The 17,966-nt window shown below is 36.3% G+C and carries 18 protein-coding genes; 8 read left to right on the top strand and 10 right to left on the bottom strand.

The window, feature by feature from the left end:
* Position 1: 1 nt before the first annotated feature.
* Positions 2 to 946, bottom strand: a complete 945-nt coding sequence (locus tag EXIGUO8A_RS06140; RefSeq protein WP_159302423.1) for a carbohydrate kinase family protein — start codon at positions 944 to 946, stop codon at positions 2 to 4.
* A gap of 184 nt (positions 947 to 1,130) precedes the next feature.
* Here EXIGUO8A_RS06140 and EXIGUO8A_RS06135 point away from each other — a divergent pair, with 184 nt between their 5' ends.
* The 4 genes from EXIGUO8A_RS06135 (at position 1,131) to EXIGUO8A_RS06120 (ending at position 5,197) form a co-directional block, all read left to right on the top strand.
* Positions 1,131 to 2,267: an SPFH domain-containing protein gene (locus tag EXIGUO8A_RS06135; protein ID WP_159302422.1), complete on the top strand. Its 1,137-nt coding sequence runs from the start codon at positions 1,131 to 1,133 to the stop codon at positions 2,265 to 2,267.
* A 54-nt stretch (positions 2,268 to 2,321) separates the two neighbouring features.
* The gene (locus tag EXIGUO8A_RS06130) at positions 2,322 to 3,404 is read left to right on the top strand and encodes a DNA helicase PriA (RefSeq protein WP_159302421.1); all 1,083 of its coding nucleotides are present in this window, start codon (positions 2,322 to 2,324) and stop codon (positions 3,402 to 3,404) included.
* Positions 3,401 to 4,135 (top strand): metallophosphoesterase family protein, encoded by a 735-nt coding sequence (locus EXIGUO8A_RS06125; protein ID WP_159302420.1) that lies wholly within the window; start codon positions 3,401 to 3,403, stop codon positions 4,133 to 4,135. The genes EXIGUO8A_RS06130 and EXIGUO8A_RS06125 overlap by 4 nt, the downstream gene beginning before the upstream one ends.
* A 63-nt stretch (positions 4,136 to 4,198) precedes the next feature.
* A complete protein-coding gene (locus EXIGUO8A_RS06120) occupies positions 4,199 to 5,197 on the top strand; it encodes an acyl-ACP desaturase (RefSeq protein WP_116771722.1) in 999 nt (332 codons plus the stop codon).
* 59 nt (positions 5,198 to 5,256) lie between these two features.
* On the opposite strand, the gene EXIGUO8A_RS06115 is transcribed toward EXIGUO8A_RS06120, so the two are convergent.
* From EXIGUO8A_RS06115 to EXIGUO8A_RS06080, 8 genes are all read right to left on the bottom strand, one after another.
* The gene (locus EXIGUO8A_RS06115) at positions 5,257 to 5,898 is read right to left on the bottom strand and encodes a hypothetical protein (protein ID WP_116771380.1); all 642 of its coding nucleotides are present in this window, start codon (positions 5,896 to 5,898) and stop codon (positions 5,257 to 5,259) included.
* Positions 5,899 to 5,929: 31 nt separating this feature from the next.
* Positions 5,930 to 6,838 (bottom strand): OmpA family protein, encoded by a 909-nt coding sequence (locus EXIGUO8A_RS06110; RefSeq protein ID WP_116771379.1) that lies wholly within the window; start codon positions 6,836 to 6,838, stop codon positions 5,930 to 5,932.
* Positions 6,839 to 7,416: 578 nt separating this feature from the next.
* A complete protein-coding gene (gene amaB / locus EXIGUO8A_RS06105) occupies positions 7,417 to 8,970 on the bottom strand; it encodes an L-piperidine-6-carboxylate dehydrogenase (protein ID WP_159302419.1) in 1,554 nt (517 codons plus the stop codon).
* Positions 8,971 to 9,060: 90 nt separating this feature from the next.
* Entirely contained in the window at positions 9,061 to 9,423 is a 363-nt protein-coding gene (locus EXIGUO8A_RS06100) for a DUF1304 domain-containing protein (protein ID WP_159302418.1), read from the bottom strand.
* A complete protein-coding gene (locus EXIGUO8A_RS06095; protein WP_159302417.1) occupies positions 9,420 to 9,962 on the bottom strand; it encodes a 3-hydroxyanthranilate 3,4-dioxygenase in 543 nt (180 codons plus the stop codon). Before EXIGUO8A_RS06095 ends, EXIGUO8A_RS06100 begins: the two co-directional genes overlap by 4 nt.
* Positions 9,963 to 10,073: 111 nt before the next feature.
* On the bottom strand, positions 10,074 to 10,580 hold the full coding sequence (locus EXIGUO8A_RS06090; RefSeq protein ID WP_159302416.1) for a CAP domain-containing protein: 507 nt from the start codon (positions 10,578 to 10,580) through the stop codon (positions 10,074 to 10,076).
* Between the two features lie 271 nt (positions 10,581 to 10,851).
* Complete coding sequence (locus EXIGUO8A_RS06085) at positions 10,852 to 11,331, bottom strand: CAP domain-containing protein (protein WP_159302415.1); 480 nt, start codon at positions 11,329 to 11,331, stop codon at positions 10,852 to 10,854.
* A gap of 193 nt (positions 11,332 to 11,524) precedes the next feature.
* Positions 11,525 to 12,049, bottom strand: a complete 525-nt coding sequence (locus tag EXIGUO8A_RS06080) for a CvpA family protein (RefSeq protein ID WP_159302414.1) — start codon at positions 12,047 to 12,049, stop codon at positions 11,525 to 11,527.
* A gap of 78 nt (positions 12,050 to 12,127) precedes the next feature.
* Between EXIGUO8A_RS06080 and EXIGUO8A_RS06075 the strand changes: the two genes are divergently transcribed.
* The 3 genes from EXIGUO8A_RS06075 to EXIGUO8A_RS06065 all read left to right on the top strand — a co-directional run bounded on the left by EXIGUO8A_RS06075 (position 12,128) and on the right by EXIGUO8A_RS06065 (position 15,916).
* Positions 12,128 to 12,484 carry a hypothetical protein gene (locus EXIGUO8A_RS06075; protein WP_116771372.1) on the top strand — a complete coding sequence of 119 codons (357 nt, stop codon included), beginning with the start codon at positions 12,128 to 12,130 and terminating at the stop codon, positions 12,482 to 12,484.
* Positions 12,485 to 12,629: 145 nt separating this feature from the next.
* The gene (gene glpK, locus EXIGUO8A_RS06070) at positions 12,630 to 14,120 is read left to right on the top strand and encodes a glycerol kinase GlpK (RefSeq protein WP_159302413.1); all 1,491 of its coding nucleotides are present in this window, start codon (positions 12,630 to 12,632) and stop codon (positions 14,118 to 14,120) included.
* Between the two features lie 128 nt (positions 14,121 to 14,248).
* Complete coding sequence (locus tag EXIGUO8A_RS06065) at positions 14,249 to 15,916, top strand: glycerol-3-phosphate dehydrogenase/oxidase (RefSeq protein ID WP_116771370.1); 1,668 nt, start codon at positions 14,249 to 14,251, stop codon at positions 15,914 to 15,916.
* Here EXIGUO8A_RS06065 and EXIGUO8A_RS06060 read toward each other — a convergent pair.
* Positions 15,913 to 16,914, bottom strand: coding sequence for an NAD(P)H-dependent glycerol-3-phosphate dehydrogenase (locus EXIGUO8A_RS06060; RefSeq protein WP_116771369.1), 1,002 nt, complete (start codon positions 16,912 to 16,914; stop codon positions 15,913 to 15,915). The two genes, EXIGUO8A_RS06065 and EXIGUO8A_RS06060, sit on opposite strands and share 4 nt — an antisense overlap.
* A 110-nt stretch (positions 16,915 to 17,024) precedes the next feature.
* Here EXIGUO8A_RS06060 and EXIGUO8A_RS06055 point away from each other — a divergent pair, with 110 nt between their 5' ends.
* Positions 17,025 to 17,942: a nicotinic acid mononucleotide adenyltransferase gene (locus EXIGUO8A_RS06055; protein WP_159302412.1), complete on the top strand. Its 918-nt coding sequence runs from the start codon at positions 17,025 to 17,027 to the stop codon at positions 17,940 to 17,942.
* The last annotated feature ends 24 nt before the right edge of the window (positions 17,943 to 17,966 follow it).

Below are 17,966 nucleotides of genomic sequence, written 5' to 3'. Positions count from 1 at the left end.
GCTAAGAATCTAATAGTTGTACTGTAGGTAATGATTCTATGGCTCCAAAATTCTCTGTAGTAATGGCGCCGGCTTTGTTAGCTCTGGCCACCATGTTAGAAAGTAGATATTCATTCTCTAGAACATCTTCGATTTTAGAATTTTCGGCAAGCTGTTGCAAAAGGCAACCAATAAAGGCATCGCCAGCACCAGTAGTGTCCTTAGGCGTCACCTTAATACTTGGTATTGTTTTATAGAAATTAGATGTGCTAAGTAATGTACCTTCACTGCCTAGGGTGACTACGATAATTTGCGTTCCCATTTCATGGAAAAATTTGCAGGCATCTTCAAGATTTTCCTTACCAGAAAGAAGTTGAGCTTCCTCTAGACTAAATTTGCATAAATGAGATTTTTCAATGAAAGAATGGCATTTGCGTATAAAAACGTCCTCTTTGTTTTTCCAAAGATCCACTCGGTAATTAGGGTCGAAACTAATAAAGGCATTCTTTGTAAGTCCGTCGAACAAATACCTACTGTAGGTTTCTTCTAAAGTACCACCTAATAGCGCAGTTGCTGCACCAAAGTGCAAAATGCTATTTTCGAATTTAGACTTTAGCGATGAGTCGTATGTAAGTTCTTTATCTGCACCACGGCTAAATACAAAATCGCGCTCACCATCTTCATCAATAGAAACGAATGCCAAAGTGGTAAACGTATCACATTTTTGTGCTAAAGAAATATCTACCTTTTCGTTTTCAAGAATACGAAGAAGAAAAGTACCAAAAGGATCATCACCAACAGCACCAACAAAAAAACTGTCTCCACCAAGCTTACTTATTGCACAAGCAACGTTTGCCGGTGCTCCACCTGCCTTTTTAGAAAACTCTTTTGCTTTTGATAGATCTTTACCTTGGTTTTCGGCAACAAAATCAATCAGCAATTCTCCGATACAAAATACCTTTTTCATAATTCAAATAGAAAATTAGGAGGTCTAAGTTAATTAGAAAAGACCGCTACATCCTAAATAATCTTAAATAAATATTAAATTACGGTAGTGTGAAGATTATTTTTATGATTTAATACCCACCGTATTTTGGGTCTGTTACTGAATTGCATATCTTGAATTACACTTTATAAAACACATACTGACCATGAGCATATTTGATGAAATTAAGAAAAAACTAAGTCACGAATTTATTGACATTGTAGAGTGGATAGACTCTAGCAACGATACCATTGTACATAGGTTTGAGCGCTACCAGAACGAAATTAAAAACAACGCCAAGTTAATTGTAAGGGAAGGGCAAACAGCGGTTTTTATCAACGAAGGGCAATTGGCAGATGTCTTTACCCCTGGCACATACACTTTAAATACTCAAAATTTACCCATTCTTACCACATTAAAAGGGTGGAAATATGGATTCGATAGTCCGTTCAAAGCTGAGGTGTATTTTGTTAATACCCGCTTGTTTACAGATGAAAAATGGGGAACTAAAAATCCGTTCATGCTTAGCGATGACAGGTTTGGTTTGGTAGAAATACGAGCTTTTGGAACTTATAGTTTTAGGATCAACGACCCAGGCAAGTTTGTAGTCGACGTGGTAGGTACTGATGGTAATTTTACCAATTATGAAGTAAACGAACATTTAAAAAGTTTAATAGTAACACGTTTTACCGATACCGTTGGTGAAGCCAATTTACCAATTGAGCTGTATGCGGCCAATACAAGCGAACTTTCGGAAACGTGCCAAGAGGTTATGCAACCAGAATTCAATAGAGTAGGTATTGAATTAGAGAGATTCTATATTGAAAATGTATCTATGCCCGAAGAGCTTAAAAAAGAAATTTTTGAGTATAGCCGTTTAGATAAATTGGACATGGGCAAATTGGCACAGTTCAAAGCTGCCAAGGCAATGGAGTTGGCGGCTAAGAATGAAGGCGGCACAGCAGGTGCAGGTATGGGCATGGGCATGGGCTTTGTACTGGCACAACAAATGGGCGGTCTAATGGGGCAACCTGCTGCACAACCACTTGGCGGCCAGGTGGCACAACAACCACAGGCACCACCGCCAATACCTGTACAGGTAAGTTATTTTTATGCAGTAAACGGTCAGCAATTGGGTCCTGTAAGCTTTGAAAAGTTAAAAGAACTTTTTGCAAGTAGAACAATTAATAGAGATTCCCTTATATGGAAACAGGGAATGGAAAGTTGGTCGGCACTTAAAGAAATTGAGGAGTTAAAGTCATTCCTGGGCGGTAATACACCACCACCTTTACCAACAGCATAATAGAACTTATCAACTACATTACAATTCAACCTTTTTAGATAAGGGATACTTTCTATGAACGATATTCAACAATCGGAATATAAAAAAGCATGCGCCAATTGTGGGGCAGAACTTAAATTTAAGCCAGGTTCTCACCAACTTACATGTGAATATTGTGGTTATGAAGAATTTATAGAGCAATCTAAAAGTAGTTTTGAAGAGCTTGAGCTAGAACACTATTTAAAGATTGTAGGCGAAAATGCTTATACCGATACCATTGAATTGCTGCATTGTAAAAATTGTGGCGCTAACCAGCATGTAGAAGAAAACTATAAATCTCTGAATTGTGTTTATTGTAGTGAACCTTTAATTCGAGAAGATATTGAAAAAGAAGGTTGGATCCTGCCTGGAGCGTTGGTACCTTTTCAGTTAGATGCTAAAAAGGCTCGGTCTATATTCAAATCTTGGGTTGGTAAAATATGGTTTGCACCTAATAATTTAAAAAAAGCTGCGCTAGACCCAGAAGGTTTGCATGGTCTCTATATACCATATTGGACTTTTGACGCCAATCTTTTTGCCTCCTATCAAGGGCAAAGAGGAGATTATTATTATGAAAATCAAACCTATAATAGCGATAAAGGCAAAAGAACTAGAAGGGTTCGTAAAACCAGATGGACTTATGCTTCTGGTAAGGTAGATGGCTTCGTAGACGATATCTTAATTAGTGCATCAGAGAAAAAAAGAAAAGAAATACCATCAAAGGTTGCCTTCTGGAACCTTAAAGATTTGGTGGTGTTTAACTCTAAATACCTATCGGGCTTTGTAACTGAAAAATATACCATTTCGTTAAAAGAAGGGCATCACAAATCTTTTCAAGAAGCGAAGAATATAGCCTATAATTGGATCAGAAGAGATATTGGTGGCGATACGCAACGTATTGCAAATGCCGATATTAAATTATCAGATGAGAAATTCAAACATATTTTGCTTCCTATTTATATAAGTTCTTATAGCTATGAGGGTAAAGAATACAATTTTTACATTAATGGACAAACTGGAGAGTTGAGCGGAAATAGACCATATTCCTTTTGGAAAATCTTTTTTTTAGTACTTTTTATACTTGTCATAATAACCATAATTGCGATTTTTGCTAAATGAATAAAAATAGAACACTGGTTGTAGGTGACATTCATTCGGGCTTACAGGCATTAAAACAAGTGCTTGACAAAGCGGCTATAACAGAACATGATACTTTAATTTTTTTGGGGGATTATATTGATGGATGGAGCGAAGCGGTAGAAACTATTGATTACCTCTTAGAATTAAAGAAAAAATACAATTGTATTTACCTTAGGGGAAACCATGATGAACTTTGTTATGAATGGTTAACGGGAAACGCCGACAACCCAACTTGGTTTATGCATGGTGGCGAGGCTACTTCAAATTCTTATGCGAAAGTATCTGAAAAAACGAAGGAAATTCATGTTGGGTTTTATGAAAGCCTAGTGAATTACCATTTAGATTCGGAAAACCGGTTGTATTTGCATGCAGGATTTACTAACTTAAAGGGAATTGAACATGAATATTTTCAAAAAACCTTTTATTGGGACCGTACCCTTTGGGAATTAGCTCTTTCATTGAACAAAGATTTAGAAGAAGAGCACATACATTACCCAAAACGTTTAAAGAATTATTCTGAAATCTATATTGGTCATACACCGGTAACAAGAATAGGTGAAACCACACCACAGAAGGCAGCCAATGTTTGGAATATTGATACCGGTGCGGCATTTAAAGGTCCTTTGACCATTTTTAATGTAGAAACTAAAGAATATTGGCAGAGCGAACCTGTTTATACGTTTTATCCTAATGAAAAGGGCAGAAACTAAGAAAACCGTTAACTTTACTAAAAATGGATTGTTTAAATGACGATCTTTGATAAAAAATATACTATGTCTACTAAAAATATAAGATTAGAAGTGATGCAGGCTTTAGAGCCTCAGGTAGAAGGATTTATGGATTCTTTCCTTATTAAACCAGAGGATATATGGCAACCTACCGATTTTTTACCAAATTCTGAAAAGGATACGTTTTTGCAGGAGGTAAAAGATATTCGTGAAGAATCTAAAGAGCTTGGATATGATTTTTGGGTAACCATGGTTGCAGATACTATTACAGAAGAGGCATTGCCTACTTATGAGTCTTGGTTGATGGATGTTGTAGGTATAGACCAGCACGGTGACCATAAAACAAATGGTTGGGCAAAATGGGTAAGAGCTTGGACAGCAGAAGAGAATAGACACGGAGATGTGTTGAACAAGTATCTTTATTTATCTGGAAGGGTAAATATGAGAGAAATAGAGTTAACCACCCAACATTTAATATCTGATGGATTTGATATCGGTACAGACCGTGATCCATATAAGAATTTTGTATATACTTCATTTCAAGAATTAGCTACCAATATTTCGCATAAACGTGTTGGACAAATGGCAAAGAAAAAAGGTAATGCTTTATTAGGTAAAATGTGTACCATAATCGCGGGAGATGAAATGAGACACCATTTGGCGTATAGAGAATTCGTTAAAACTATTTTTGGCGAAGACCCATCTGGTATGATGATCGCCTTTGCAGATATGATGAAGAAAAAGATTGTGATGCCTGCTCATTTCTTACGTGAATCTGGCGGAACAATTGGATCGGCATTTGAAAACTTTTCTAATTGTGCACAACGTTTAGGGGTGTATACAGCACAAGATTATGTTGATATTCTTAGAAAGTTAAATGCTTATTGGCAGTTAGATACCGTGCGCTCTTTAAACGAGGAAGCAGAAAAAGCACGTGATTATTTAATTAAATTACCGGCAAGATTAGAGCGTATATCTGAAAGAATGAAATTTCCCGAAGATCAGTATCACTTTAAGTGGGTTGAAGCAAACGGAGCATTATAAAATAAAAAAATCCCGATCGGTAACGATCGGGATTTTTTTGTATTCAACGGTTTGTAACGTTATAGTTTACCGTGTTTGTGTTCATCTTGCCATTTCATGAGTTCTGTCCATTTACCTTCATAACACATTTTGGCTTGCATTGGCCAAGATGCAGGGTCATGAATTTTATATCGGGTACCACCGGTATCCAATATTTTCTGACAATCTTCAAGGCTAGCTTCAGAAAGGGCTTTCCATGTTTTAATACCGTGGTCTTTAAACATACCTTCAATTTTTGGTCCAATACCTTCAACAAGTTTTAAGTCGTCTTGCTTAACGGTTTTTCCAAAAGCGGCTTTTGCGGCAGCACCATCAAAAGCTAAGGCACTACTTGTAGCGGCACCTGCGGCAAATGATGCGGCAGTAGCAGAAGTGCCAACATTGGTACTTGATGCAGGAGGAACAGCTTTGCTGGCAGCAATTACTTTTTGGTTACAGGCATCTAAATCGGCTTTTAATTTTGTATTGCTCGCTTTAAGATTGTTTAATTCTGCCAAGTCGGTCTTTAGCTTAGTATTACTAGCTTTAAGACTATTGATTTCAGCAGAATTGTCAATTACTTTGGCAGAACTTTTGCCAAGCAAGTAACCAAGTATTCCACATATGATACCAACTAAAGCTGGAATTAGCCAGCACCAAATACTCATATTTTCAAAATTCATGATTTTACTTATTTATAGGATTAGTGTATGTTTATTTTAAGGTAATTACTGTTCTTCTGTTTTTTTCTCTACCTTCTTCTGTGGCGTTTGAAGCAATTGGTTGGGTTTGTCCTTTAGAGGTAGCAATGATTTTGCTTTCGGTAATACCGTTTTGCATTAGGTAGTTTTTGGCAAATTCTGCTCTGTCTTGCCCAAGTGCCATATTGGTACTTGCTTGTCCGGTAGCATCGGTATGACCAACAACGCTGACTGTAGCATCTGCAACCTTATCGATATATTTAGAGATATCGGCAACTTTTTGTCTTTGAGTCGCATCTAAATATATAGAGGCTTCAGCTGTATTGAAGTATAAAATTAAAGGGTCGGCTTTAATTTTCTCGTATAAAGCGTTTAAATCATCTTTTTCGCTTGCTGATCGTTCTTCGATACCAAATGATGCAGCGCCCCAATAGGTGCTATCCTTAGGTACCATTTCGTCCATTAATTTGCCCATGGTATTGATCTGGGCGGTAGAAATTCCTTTAGAAGCTAAATCATTTTTAATTGAGTTTGCTCTAGCAAGACCTAAATTAGGGAAGGCTGTAGTGTTCTCTTCTTCACTGGTGTAATAACCCGTTACATTAACAACATTGTTTTCATTTGTTTCTAAATGACTTTGTAGCCCATTAATACCTTTAGTGAGATCAGCACTTAAAGGCATTAGAATAGCATTGGATGAAATGTTGAAATTATAATTGTCATTGGTATTATAGGCAAATCCGTTTGCATCAATTGCAAAAGGATAAGATGTTGCCGAGGGTTCTTCTACGATTACTTTTTCTGTAGTGGGTTCTTCATGAATTGCCGATGCACCGCATTCGCTGCAACAGGTTATAAAGAAATAAGTACCTACTACAATGGTAATCAACATACCTAATAAATACGTTGTGGTTTTTGTCATTGTAAATAATGTTTAGTGTTTAGCCCACAATTTATTAAAAAAATCTTAAAAATGTTAAATCATTGTGGTCTAATTGCCTTACAATCAATCATTATCCTAATAACAGCTATGTATTATATTATACCAAGTATACGATCAATGGTGGAGATTGTAAAAAAAGTTGAGGATCGAACAACTATTAGTTGCAATTTTACGTAAGTATTTTAAATGGTATTTATCTCCCCACAAAGTTTGGGCATTGATCATACAATTTAAAGTTTTGAGTTAGTTGGTTAAAAAATCCTGTCTTCATAAGTCGACAGGATTTTTTTATGTATTTAATTTAAAATGAAAGTTTCCATCCATACAATTTTCACATGTATTTGTACAGATTTTATGCAATTTAAACACACAAATTGCTAGCTTGATACAGCTGAATTTGTATTGAAAATGAAGAAAAAAATAAAAAAGTGCTTTAATTTTCTTTGCATGTTTATTGTTCTTGGTGCTCAGACATTGCTACATGGAAGCTGGTCTCATGAGTCATCTAACGGAAAAGCCGCTTAGCCAATAAGCATGCAAAAGAAATTATAAATTGATTAGAGGTCAAATTTAATACCCTGTGCCAATGGTAGTTCAGTGGTAAAATTAATTGTATTGGTCTGTCTTCTCATATATACTTTCCAAGCATCAGACCCACTCTCTCTACCGCCACCGGTTTCTTTTTCTCCACCAAAAGCACCACCAATTTCTGCTCCCGAAGTACCAATGTTAACGTTGGCGATACCACAATCACTACCCCAAGCAGATAGAAAACGTTCTGCCTCTCTTAAGTTATTGGTCATAATTGCAGATGACAGCCCTTGTACTACCCCGTTTTGAATAGCAATGGCATTTCCAACATCTCCGGTATATTTTAATAAATAAAGAACAGGAGCAAAAGTTTCATGCTGAACAATTTCAAAATCATTTTCTGCTTCTGCAATAGCTGGTTTTACATAACAGCCACTTTCATAGCCTTCACCCTCTAGAACACCACCTTCAACAATTAGTTTGCCACCTTCTTTTACAACTTTTTCCAAGGCATTTTTATAATGAGCAACAGCATCGGTATCAATTAACGGACCAACGTGATTGTTCTCATCTAATGGGTTGCCAATTCGTAACTGTTGGTATGCGTCTACAACGGCATCTTTGACCTTGTCATACATAGATTCATGTATGATCAGTCTTCTAGTTGAAGTGCAACGTTGCCCAGCAGTACCAACGGCGCCGAAAACAGCACCGATCACGGTCATTTTTAAATCAGCATCCGGGGTAACTATAATTGCATTGTTACCACCCAATTCCAATAAAGATTTTCCTAATCTAGCAGCAACTGCCTGTGCAACTATTTTTCCCATTCTTATAGATCCCGTAGCAGATACCAATGGTATTCTATTATCGTGGGTCATTAGTTCCCCTATTTTGTAGTCACCATTTATTAAGCAAGAAATTCCTTCAGGAAGATTATTTGCCTTAAAAACTTCAGCTGCGATGTTTTGACAAGCTACCCCGCATAAAGGAGTTTTTTCTGATGGTTTCCAAACGCAAACATCACCACAGATCCATGCCAGGGCGGTATTCCATGCCCATACCGCAACTGGAAAGTTAAAAGCTGAAATAATACCTACAACACCGAGTGAGTGGTATTGCTCGTACATTCTATGTCCCGGTCTTTCTGAATGCATGGTTAAACCGTGCAATTGGCGCGAAAGTCCAACTGCAAAATCGCAGATGTCTATCATTTCTTGAACTTCACCTAAACCTTCTTGGTAGCTTTTTCCCATTTCATAAGAAACCAGTTTACCTAGTGGTTCTTTAAGTTCTCTAAGCTTATCGCCAAACTGTCTAACGATTTCTCCACGTTGAGGTGCAGGTTTTGTTCTCCAATCCTTGAATGCCGTGGTAGCAGTTGACATCACTTTTTCATAATCTTCTTTTGTAGTGGTTTTAACCTTTGCAATTAAAGAACCGTCTACCGGAGAATATGATGAAATAATTTCTCCTGATGAAAAACGATTTGATCCGGTGGAAGTACCTTCATTTATCTCTTTGATCCCAAGAGCTTTTAGGGCATCCTGTATTCCGAAATCTGCTGCTATTTTTGACATTTTATAACTTTTTACTCAATTAATGTTAGATATATTACAAAAATACAAAGAATTTTATCTCTAGAAAGAACTAATTACAACTAAGAAAATTTAAAGAATCGACCATAAAAGTATTCCTATAAGTGCAGGTATACTTTGAACTATTAATATCTTTTTACTGACCGAAATAGCGCCATAAATACCCGCAACGGTAACACAACCCAAAAAGAAAAGGGCAACATTACGTGACCAGTCCACATCAGAAATTAGTAATGACCAAATTAAACCTGCAGCAAGAAAACCATTGTATAGACCTTGGTTTGCTGCCATTTGTTTAGTGGGGATAAATAAATCTTTTGGAAAATTTCTAAAGACTTTTCTTCCAGTAGTAGTCCATGCAAACATTTCTATCCATAGAATATATACATGTATTAGGGCTACAAGTGCGGTTATTGTTTTTGCTGCTATTATCATTCTTCTTTAGCTATAAAACGTTCATCAACAGGCATTACCGTACCGCAATTGTCACAAGTTCTTAACTCTTTTGAACTATAAAAATGTTTAAAGTGTGATAGAAAATCCTTTTCGATATCATGAAGGGTAAAATAAGCTTCATAGAGTTTATGGTTACAATTATCGCAGAACCATAGCAAACCATCATCAACGTTCATACTGGCTCGTTTTCTTTCAATGACCAAACCAATAGATCCTTCTTTCCGCACCGGTGAGTGCGGTACTTTTGCAGGGTGTAGGTACATGTCTCCAGGTCCTAACTGCATAGTTCTTTTTTTACCGTCTTCTTGAATATGAACCTCAATATGGCCTTCTAGTTGATAAAACAACTCTTCGGTTTCATTATAATGGTAATCTTTTCGTGCGTTTGGTCCGGCAACGATCATAACAATATAATCGCCAGCGTCTTTATATAAGTTTTTATTACCAACAGGTGGCTTTAGTGAAGCTCTGTTTTCTTCTATCCATTTGTTGAGATTAAATGGTGCTTGTATACTCATTTCAGTGAAATTAATTGAAAGTTAAATAAACGATTATTTCTCACCCAAAAGTTAAGCATAAAAAAAGCCTTTGTATTACAAAGGCATCTTAAAAATAGATTCTGCGTTTTTTTATCTAAAAAATAGTTGTGTAAAATAGAGGTCGCCATTATTGTTTTCATTGATGCTTATGGCAGAGTAATTATAGTCTCCTTCAATATTTACCCTATGCCCTGGGCTATCTAACCAAGCTTCAAAAGCTTCATTAATAGTATCGTAGTTACGTGCTACATTTTCTGCAACAAATACTGCCCCGGTTCTTTTTGCGATATTCTCAGCTCTTTGGGTAAAGTTGTCATGGCTTGTTTTTCCTTGAGATATCATATAATCGGTATGAAGCGTTGCGTAATAGTACGTAGCACTTTCAAATTCCATTGCATTTAAACCAATACTGGCTCTATAGGAATTTATCATCTGAAAAAGCTCTGCTTCTAAGGTGCTGTGACTATTTGAAGTGGCTAAAGTATATTGCTCTAGGGAGTCTTCAGAAGTGCTCTCGTAACCTGCGAAATTCTCATAATTTGAACAAGATGATAATGTGATGACTAATACTATTAAGAAAGGAAATTTAATTTTCATAGGGGGAATAGTTGTTGTCTTATTGAGTGCCAAAAGTAGTTTAGTGAGTAAGCTTAAAAAGAAGAACATCTATAGATAGGGTAAAATATTCGATAAGCTGCATCTAATTGAAATAGAAGTGCTCATCGGTAAAATACATTTATAATTATATCGTAAAAAAGTGCGTTTAATATGATTTTTCCCACTTTATCTACAAAACCGAACATGTCATCCCGAAGCAGTCATGATCGAGCGTTGGATATTCCTGAATAAGGAGTTGAAAAAAATATTATTACTGTTTATAGAAGAGTTGAGTAAAGTAATAATTACCCAATTCATCTTTTTTTACACTAATTGCTGTATGGCTAAAATCGCCCTCCATAGTTTTTTTATGACTGCTGCTATTATACCAACCTTCAAAAGCTTCTAGGGCGGTATTATAATCTTTGGCAACATTCTCCGCTACCATTTCTACAGATATTTCAGAATCTATCTGTGCAGCACGTGAACTAAAGTTATCGTGGCTAATGCTACCTTTTGAAATCATGTAATCGGTATGTAGGTTCGCATATTTATAAGCCACATCGCTAAATTGTAGTGTATTGGCATTTAGGCTTAAACGATGGTCGTTAACAATATCAAGAAGGTCCTGTTCTATAATTAAAACATTTTCAGCTTCCAATACAGGCGTTTCGTCAATAGATTCGCTGGTACAAGAACCAAGAAATAGTAATAAAAAGACAGGGACCGCATAAAGCAATCTCATTTTCATATAGGTGTCTTTTAATTAAATAGCCTCTCGGCGTAGCGAAGTAGGTAAGATAATACGAGAATGTTCTAAGTTCTCTTTTTTCTCGATTTGGGTTATCGATATAGTAATATTAAATAAAAATTAATTGCAGGGCATCAACCAAATCGCTTATTCGATAAAGTGTGCAATATGTAAGATTATTGAACGATGAAAATTATATAGTCATCGATTCGTCAGATGACTCTTCTGGTAGTACTTCGGTCTTTAGAACTGTATCGAAAATTAAAGCCCCAATATCTTTTATTGGTTGGTAAAGAATAGATTCTTCTTTAGTTTCTACGGATAGAATGCTAAAGGTAGCATCCATTCGATCAAAAAATATAAATGCTGCCCCTAAAAGAATAGCCACTTTCAAGGTGCCAAAAATTCCACCTGCAATTTTGTTCAACCATCCTAGCATGGCAAAATTGGCAACTTTGGTCAATAATTTACCGGCTAAGTTCACCACTATAATTATAAGGACCAAAGTGATAATAAAAGCAATGATACTCATATTTCGCTCATTCCAATTTAAGTGCTCAGACAAATAATTACCAGTGATATATGAAAAATGAATAGCTCCGAAAATACCCGCTATTAAAGCAACAATAGAGGCGATTTCCATAAAAAGACCATTTTTATACCCTTTCCACAGACCCCATATTAAAGGTAATCCCAGTAAAATATCTAAAAGTCCCATTCACAAAGTGTTTTAACAAATATAGAACTTTGATTTGTACCTTTGCAAAGTCTAAATTATAGTAGATTGTAGGATGTTATGGCAAGGGATACACAATTAAAAGAACGTTGGGATTATTTGGTTGAAAAACTATCTGAAAAATTTTCTGATGGCGACCCTTTAGAGCTAGATGCTATTATTTATTTAGTAGGCGTTCAAGAGTTAGGTCAATATCATAGAAAGTATAAGAAAGACGATAAGTTAGACCTTATGCATATTGCCATTTGCCGTTTGTTAGAACCTTACGGTTTTTATGAATTTAGCTTTTTTGATGAAGATGGCTGGCCGCATTATAATGTGTTAGAGGAACTACCTTCTCTAAAAGCTGGTGAGCAAACTGTACTCATGAAAGAAGCCATTGTCTCTTACTTCTTGGAAAAAGAATTTATAAAGTAATTACAACGCAATTCTATTAGGTAGAAGAGCTTCCTAAGGTGTACAGCTAGAGAAATTATCTTGAATAGAAATATACTTGGTCCATTAGATTTTTGATGTTTGAATTGGGTTTTAAATCTGCTATATTTAAAGAAAACTCAAGCACATGTCAAGGCAATTTATAATATCGTTAGATCAAGGTACTACAAGCTCTAGGGCTTTATTGGTAGACCATGATGGAACCATTAATGGAATGGTTCAGAAAGAATTTAAACAAATTTTTCCAAAATCGGGGTGGGTAGAACATGATCCAAAAGAGATTTTGTCGACTCAAATGGAAGTTTTGGAAGAGCTTCTTAAAAAAGAGAAGGTAAAGCCTTCGGAAATTGTTGGTATTGGAATCACCAACCAAAGGGAAACCACTGTGGTTTGGGACAAAAATACTGGCGAACCCGTTTATAATGCCATTGTCTGGCAAGATAAACGTACAGCGGATATTTGCCAACATCTTAAAAAGAGCGGACTTTCAGAGCATGTAAAGAAAACTACAGGGTTGGTTATAGATTCCTATTTTTCTGGGACTAAGGTAAAATGGATATTGGACAATGTAGAAGGTGCAAAACAGAAGGCAGAGGCAGGCGATCTCTTAATGGGAACCATAGATACCTGGTTGGTTTGGAATATGACCAATGACCATAAGCACGTAACGGATTATACCAATGCATCGCGTACCATGATCTATGACATCGTAAACCTTGTATGGGACGATAAAATGTTAAAGGTGTTGGGCATACCTAAAACTATGCTACCAGAAGTAAAGCCGTCATCGGCACATTTTGGGGATTTTGAAATAGAGGGAGTAAAAATACCCATAGCTGGTATTGCAGGTGATCAACAAGCGGCGTTGTTCGGTCAGGCATGCTTCAAAAAAGGGTCTGCGAAAAACACATATGGTACCGGTTGTTTCATGCTGATGAATACGGGCGAGAACCCTCAATTTTCAAAAAATGGTCTTTTAACCACAATAGCCTATGGATTGGACGGTAAAGTGTATTACGCACTTGAAGGCAGTATATTTATTGCCGGTGCCGCTATACAGTGGCTACGCGATGGTTTAGAACTTATTGAAGAAGCAAAGGAGACCGAAGAATTGGCAAATTCTATCGAAGGTGAAAACCCGGTGTATGTAGTACCCGCATTTGCAGGACTTGGAGCACCATATTGGGATATGTATGCCAGGGGAGCCGTATTTGGCTTAACAAGGGATACCGGTAAAGCACATTTGGCAAAGGCAACTTTAGAGGCACTCGCATACCAAACAAAAGATATCTTAAAGGCAATGGAAGATGATTCTGGTATTCAACTCAAAAATTTAAGAGTAGATGGTGGTGCTTGTGCAAATGATCATTTAATGCAATTTCAAGCCGATATTCTAGATTCTGAAGTACACCGTCCAGAAATAATCGAATCTACCGCAATGGGTGCGGCATTCTTAGCCGGAATACATGTTGGGTTCTGGAAACAATCCGATATTGATGAAACCCGACCCATGAATAAAATTTTTAAGCCAACGTTTGATCGCGTAAAAAGAAAGCGCTTGTACAAAAAGTGGCAAAAAGCTGTAGAACGTACAAAGGGCTGGGAAGACGAAGAGTAAATACACATTGATTTTACAATTAATTAATTCTTTAGAGCATAAAATAGGATTCCCGTCATACTATCTTTGATTTTTTGTCATGGCTTTTTAAAGTAAGTCCGGTCTACTAATTCAAATACATACTACCTATGGAAAATATAAAATTCACAAATTTAGAACGTCAAAAGACAATAGGTAATCTAGCATCTGAAGAATTTGATCTAGTAGTGATCGGTGGTGGTATTACAGGCGGTGGTATAGCATTAGATGCCGCATCGCGTGGTTTAAAGGTGGTACTTTTAGAAAAAGGAGATTTTGCTTCGGGCACCAGTAGTAAATCTACTAAATTGATACATGGCGGACTCCGATATTTGAAACAGTTCGATTTTTGGTTGGTAAAAGAAGTGGGCTCTGAGCGTGCCATAGTACATAAATTGGCTCCTCATTTGGTCTTGCCCGAGAAAATGTTATTGCCTTTAATTGAAAATGGTTCTTACGGTAAATGGTTAACATCTATAGGGCTTAAGGTTTATGATATTCTAGCACAAGTATCTGGCGATGATAAGCGAAAAATGTTGGAGAAAAAGGAAGCCATGAAATTGGAGCCTTTACTGCCAAAAAAAATATTGAACGGAGCAGGTTATTATGCTGAATATAGAACGGATGATGCCCGTTTAACCATTGAAAATATCAAAACGAGTTTATTGTTCGGCGCACAGGCACTCAATTATGCAAAGGTTAAAGACTTTGTGTACGATAATGAAAAAGTTGCCGGGGTAAAAGCTATTGACGCACTTACCGGAAATGAATTTACAATTAAATCTAAATACGTCATTAGTGCTGCCGGACCTTGGGTAGATGAGCTTAGAAGTTTAAATAATTCTAAAAAGGGAAAACAACTTCATTTAACAAAAGGAGTGCATTTGGTATTTCCATTTGAAAAACTACCAGTAAAACAATCAGTCTATTTTGATATACCGGATGGTAGAATGATGTTCGCCATTCCTAGAGGAAAAATTACGTATGTAGGTACTACCGATACCAATTATAATGATAATAAGGACCATGTAAGAACAGATCTTGCAGATGCAATTTATTTGATTTCTGCGGTAAATAATATGTTTCCTGATATTCATTTAGAATTAGATGATATTGTTTCATCATGGGCCGGTTTACGACCACTGATTCATGAGGAAGGTAAGTCGGCATCAGAACTATCTAGAAAAGACGAAATCTTTGTTTCGGATACGGGTTTAATAAGCATTGCAGGCGGTAAGTTAACAGGTTACCGAAAAATGGCGGAAAGAGTCGTAGATCGTATTTCCAAAAGAATGGAAGAAGACTATAATACGCAATTAAAAGAATGCTTTACCGAGAAAATTTTTCTATGCGGAAATGTTGATTTTAAAAAATTCAAGCACGTAAAAAAATATATCAACGAGATATATGATCGAATAAAAATAGACGGTTTCACAAAACATGATGCCTGGTTTTTGGTTACCAATTATGGGAAACAGACAGAAAAGATCTTAGAAACATACGCTACTATCGTTGAAGCGGATAAATACATTCGTTTGGCAAAGGCAGAATTGTCATTTGCTATTGATTATGAAATGGTACAGACCCCAATGGATTTCTTTATAAGAAGAACCGGTAGGTTATATTTTGATATCGATAGTGTAAAAATACTAATGGAACCTTTGCTAAAAGAGTTCAAAAACAAGTTTGGCACCTCAGACCTAATAGTAGAAGAATGGCGGGCTACATTACTAGCGGAAATCAAAGAACACTCAGATTTCTCTTTAGAAAGAGGTTAATCGAGCTTTTCGGTTAGGTCTAGAAAAACCTTTTTTGGATTCTTGTTTTCGTAAAGCACCTTGTAAACGGCATCAATTATAGGGGTTTTTACCTTTTTGGTAAAGTTCTCCTTTATGTTATAGGCACTTTTGGCGGCGTAATATCCTTCGGCTATCATACTCATTTCCATTTGTGCACTTTTTACTGTGTACCCTTTTCCTATCATATTACCGAACATTCTATTACGGCTAAAAATGGAATATCCCGTTACTAATAAATCGCCTAAATAGGCAGATTTGTTAATGTTTCGGTCTAGGTTATGAATACGCTTGGTGTAGCGCTTCATTTCACGAATGGCATTACTCATTAGAACACTCTGAAAGTTGTCGCCATATCCCAACCCATGGGCAATACCAGCTGCAATGGCATAAATATTTTTAAGCATGGCAGCATATTCAGTTCCTATTATGTCTTTACTGATGCTCGTTTTAATGTATGCGCATGCCAAATTTTGGGCAACCAATTCTGCTTTTTCGGTATCTGCACAGGCAATGGTCAAATAAGAAAGTCGTTCCATAGCAACTTCTTCAGCATGGCAAGGACCGGTTATTACTCCAATATTTTCAAAAGGTATTGCATGTAATTCATTAAAATGTTCACCAACGATTAGTCCAGATTCCGGTACAATACCTTTAATCGCAGAGAAAATGGTTTTCTCCTGTAAAGACGCTGTAAGGTGCTTCAATTCAGTTACTAAAAAAGCGGAAGGGATCGCAAAAATTAAAACATCGGCATAGTTAACAGCTTCATTTATATCATTGGTCAAAACCAATTGTTCTGGTTTAAATTCTACCGAGGTAAGATAATTAGGGTTGTGTTTTTGAGATTTTATATGTTCGATTGCATCGGCATTTCTCATATACCAGCCTACCTGTTCTTGGTTGTTGGTCAGCATTTTAACAATCGCCGTCGCCCAACTTCCACCACCTAATACCGCAAATTTAGCATCCTTGTTCATACTGCAAATTTACCAATAATTTATATGAGGGTTAAACACTTGGTATGAGTCTTAAGTAAATTTTGGCATAGAGATTGTTTCTAGGTAAATAATCAATTAAACGAAATCATATGAAAACGATAAAACTACTTACAGGATATTTTCTTTTGGCCACATTGTTGGTCTCTTGTTACGCAGAGGTAATTATTGAAGATGATTTCATAGAGGAATCTGCCTTCAATACAGATCAAGTATTACAAAGCTATGATCTATGGTATGTAGATATTAATGCAACCCGTGGTAATGGTGAAGTACCTTTTTTACAAAGGGCGTTTACTGTTTCTTTTGATAGAGGAGTTTTGTATGCGAACAATAATATAGTTGGCATTGGTAAAACTGGAGGTGGTTATGGTATAGATGTAGGAACATATGGTACCCTAAGGGGTACGGTAGATATTGATCATGATATTGATGGGTCTTGGTTTTTAGAGGTGTATGCCGTAAATAATAATACCATTGAGTTGTACGATGCCAGTACCGATACTTCTTATTATTTAAAAGGATACAGAATCAATAACTTTGATTATGATATGGTTTTCTATGACAATATCAATTACTTCTTACAGGAATATGACGCTTGGGAGAAAATATATACAAGTAATGCCGGAGCTATAAACGATTTTGATAATGAGAATTATTTGCAGTTTTTGCCCAATTACTTTAGGTCATCACTAGATGCACCTAATACCAATGTCTCCAATTTACGTTGGGACTTTGAAGGAGATTACCAAGTGTATAATGTGCAGGGAGATAACTCTTTAAAAACCCTGACTTTAGATTATGACTTTTTTGGTAATGATTACTTTGAGTTATATGTAATTAATGATAGCACAATAGAATTATATCACCCAGATAGTGGTACTACCTATGAGTTTAAAGGAAGAGGTTATATTGAATATTTAAAATCCGATAGCGGATATGATGAAAGTAAAAAAAGAAGTAAAACTTCTAACCCTACCATGAATGTAGAACGAAAGAAAGCAAAATAGTTTTTAGGTTGATTGTCTTAAGAA

This window comes from Maribacter litoralis (genome assembly GCF_902506355.1).
GTDB classification, from domain to species: Bacteria; Bacteroidota; Bacteroidia; order Flavobacteriales; family Flavobacteriaceae; genus Maribacter; species Maribacter litoralis.
This window is presented reverse-complemented; position numbering and strand designations above follow the sequence as displayed.

Excerpts from the sequence above, each read along its gene's own strand:
- EXIGUO8A_RS06140 (WP_159302423.1), bottom strand. The coding sequence starts at position 946 with ATGAAAAAGGTATTTTGTATCGGAGAATTGCTGATTGATTTTGTTGCC.
- EXIGUO8A_RS06135 (WP_159302422.1), top strand. The coding sequence starts at position 1,131 with ATGAGCATATTTGATGAAATTAAGAAAAAACTAAGTCACGAATTTATT.
- EXIGUO8A_RS06130 (WP_159302421.1), top strand. The coding sequence starts at position 2,322 with ATGAACGATATTCAACAATCGGAATATAAAAAAGCATGCGCCAATTGT.
- EXIGUO8A_RS06125 (WP_159302420.1), top strand. The coding sequence starts at position 3,401 with ATGAATAAAAATAGAACACTGGTTGTAGGTGACATTCATTCGGGCTTA.
- EXIGUO8A_RS06120 (WP_116771722.1), top strand. The coding sequence starts at position 4,199 with ATGTCTACTAAAAATATAAGATTAGAAGTGATGCAGGCTTTAGAGCCT.
- EXIGUO8A_RS06115 (WP_116771380.1), bottom strand. The coding sequence starts at position 5,898 with ATGAATTTTGAAAATATGAGTATTTGGTGCTGGCTAATTCCAGCTTTA.
- EXIGUO8A_RS06110 (WP_116771379.1), bottom strand. The coding sequence starts at position 6,838 with ATGACAAAAACCACAACGTATTTATTAGGTATGTTGATTACCATTGTA.
- amaB (WP_159302419.1), bottom strand. The coding sequence starts at position 8,970 with ATGTCAAAAATAGCAGCAGATTTCGGAATACAGGATGCCCTAAAAGCT.
- EXIGUO8A_RS06100 (WP_159302418.1), bottom strand. The coding sequence starts at position 9,423 with ATGATAATAGCAGCAAAAACAATAACCGCACTTGTAGCCCTAATACAT.
- EXIGUO8A_RS06095 (WP_159302417.1), bottom strand. The coding sequence starts at position 9,962 with ATGAGTATACAAGCACCATTTAATCTCAACAAATGGATAGAAGAAAAC.
- EXIGUO8A_RS06090 (WP_159302416.1), bottom strand. The coding sequence starts at position 10,580 with ATGAAAATTAAATTTCCTTTCTTAATAGTATTAGTCATCACATTATCA.
- EXIGUO8A_RS06085 (WP_159302415.1), bottom strand. The coding sequence starts at position 11,331 with ATGAAAATGAGATTGCTTTATGCGGTCCCTGTCTTTTTATTACTATTT.
- EXIGUO8A_RS06080 (WP_159302414.1), bottom strand. The coding sequence starts at position 12,049 with ATGGGACTTTTAGATATTTTACTGGGATTACCTTTAATATGGGGTCTG.
- EXIGUO8A_RS06075 (WP_116771372.1), top strand. The coding sequence starts at position 12,128 with ATGGCAAGGGATACACAATTAAAAGAACGTTGGGATTATTTGGTTGAA.
- glpK (WP_159302413.1), top strand. The coding sequence starts at position 12,630 with ATGTCAAGGCAATTTATAATATCGTTAGATCAAGGTACTACAAGCTCT.
- EXIGUO8A_RS06065 (WP_116771370.1), top strand. The coding sequence starts at position 14,249 with ATGGAAAATATAAAATTCACAAATTTAGAACGTCAAAAGACAATAGGT.
- EXIGUO8A_RS06060 (WP_116771369.1), bottom strand. The coding sequence starts at position 16,914 with ATGAACAAGGATGCTAAATTTGCGGTATTAGGTGGTGGAAGTTGGGCG.
- EXIGUO8A_RS06055 (WP_159302412.1), top strand. The coding sequence starts at position 17,025 with ATGAAAACGATAAAACTACTTACAGGATATTTTCTTTTGGCCACATTG.